The 1,560-nt window shown below is 71.6% G+C and carries 1 protein-coding gene; it reads left to right on the top strand.

Annotated features, from left to right (window positions below):
* Positions 1-140: 140 nt before the first annotated feature.
* Positions 141-1,560, top strand: a 1,420-nt coding sequence (locus tag CcI156_RS23695; RefSeq protein ID WP_076808343.1) for an IS66-like element ISFsp10 family transposase, incomplete at its 3' end; no start/stop codon positions are given.

Below are 1,560 nucleotides of genomic sequence, written 5' to 3' on the forward strand. Positions count from 1 at the left end.
ACTCGTAGCTGTTCACGTCGGTTGGGTGGCGGCCTTGTAGATCTTGTTCGGTGATCGTGTGGCGTTCGCGGGCTGGTGGGTGATGATCGGATAGCGTCCGGGACGTGGAGTCAGGCGGCCGTCCGACGTACGAGGAACTCGTGCGTCTGCTTGCGGACCGGGACGCCACCATCGCCGCCCAGGCGGCCACGATCGCGGAGCAGGCGCGGCTGGTCGAGCGGCTGGTCGGGCAGGTGGAGCAGCTCACCGACAGGGTCCGCGAACTGGACCGCCAACTCGGCAGGGACAGTACGAACTCGTCGTGGCCGTCGTCGTCGGACAGCCCGTATACGAAGAAGAAGGCCAAGCCCCGGTCGTCGCGGACGTCGATGGGCCGGCCGAGGGGTAAGCAGCCCGGCGCGACGGGCGCGACCCGTCAGATGGTCGACGACCCGGACGAGATCCACACGATCGACCCGTCGTTATGCGCGGACTGCGGGTTCCCGCTGGCCGGAGCGGCGAGGCTCACGACGCGGCGCCACCAGATCTTCGACCCGCCGCCCCCGCCGCGCCCGTATGTCATCGAGTACCGGATCGTGACGCGGGTCTGTCCGTGCTGCGCGGCGACGACCGAGGGGCTGACACCCGTCCCGCTGGCGGGCCGGCTTGTCTGGGGCCCGCGGATGCTCGCGCGAGCGGTGTGGCTCGTGTGCGCGCACCACCTCCCGATCCGCCGCGCCGCGGCGGTCCTGACGGTGATGGTCGGCGCGACGGTCTCCGCCGGCTGGGCCGGCGGCGTGCGAGCCCGCGCCGCGCGTCTGTTGGAGAACACCTTCCTCCCGCACGTGCGGGCGTTGATCGCCGCCGCGCCGGTCGCGCACGCCGACGAGACGACCGCCCGCGCCGACGGCGCGCTGCGCTACGTCCACGTCGCCGCCACCGACTACCTGACCGCGCTGCACACCGGTGACCGGACCGCCGAGACGATCGACGCCGGCGGGATCTGGCCGGCGTTCACCGGCGTGCTGATGCGGGACGGCTACCAGGGCTACACCCACCTCACCCGGGCGCTGCACGCCTGGTGCGGCGCGCACACCCTGCGCGACCTGCGGTCCATCCATGACGGCGACCGTGGCKGGCAGGTCTGGGCCGACGCGATGGCGACCACCCTGCTCGACGCCCACCACGCCGCGTGCGACGCCCGCGACGCCGGGGCGAACGCGCTCGCGCCCGAGGCCGTCGCCCTCATCCGCAACCACTACCGCGGCGCGCTCGCCCGCGGCGAGACCGACAACCACGGGGACCGCTCGTCACTCGCCCACGACGCTCGCACACTGATCCGCCGGATGCGCCGCGAGGAGGACATGATCCTCCGCTTCGTCGTCGACCTGACCGTGCCCTTCTCGAACAATCAAGCAGAAAGGGACGTCAGGCCGGTCAAGGTCCAGCAACGCACCTCCGGTGGTTGCTGGCGGACCCTGGCCGGCCTCGTCGACTTCGCGGTCGTGCAGTCCTACCTGTCGACCGCGACCAAGTGGGGCCTCGACACCCTCGACGTTCTCGAACGACTCTTCACGACCG

It is taken from the genome of Frankia sp. CcI156, assembly GCF_001983015.1.
Classification (GTDB): Bacteria; Actinomycetota; Actinomycetes; order Frankiales; family Frankiaceae; genus Frankia; species Frankia casuarinae.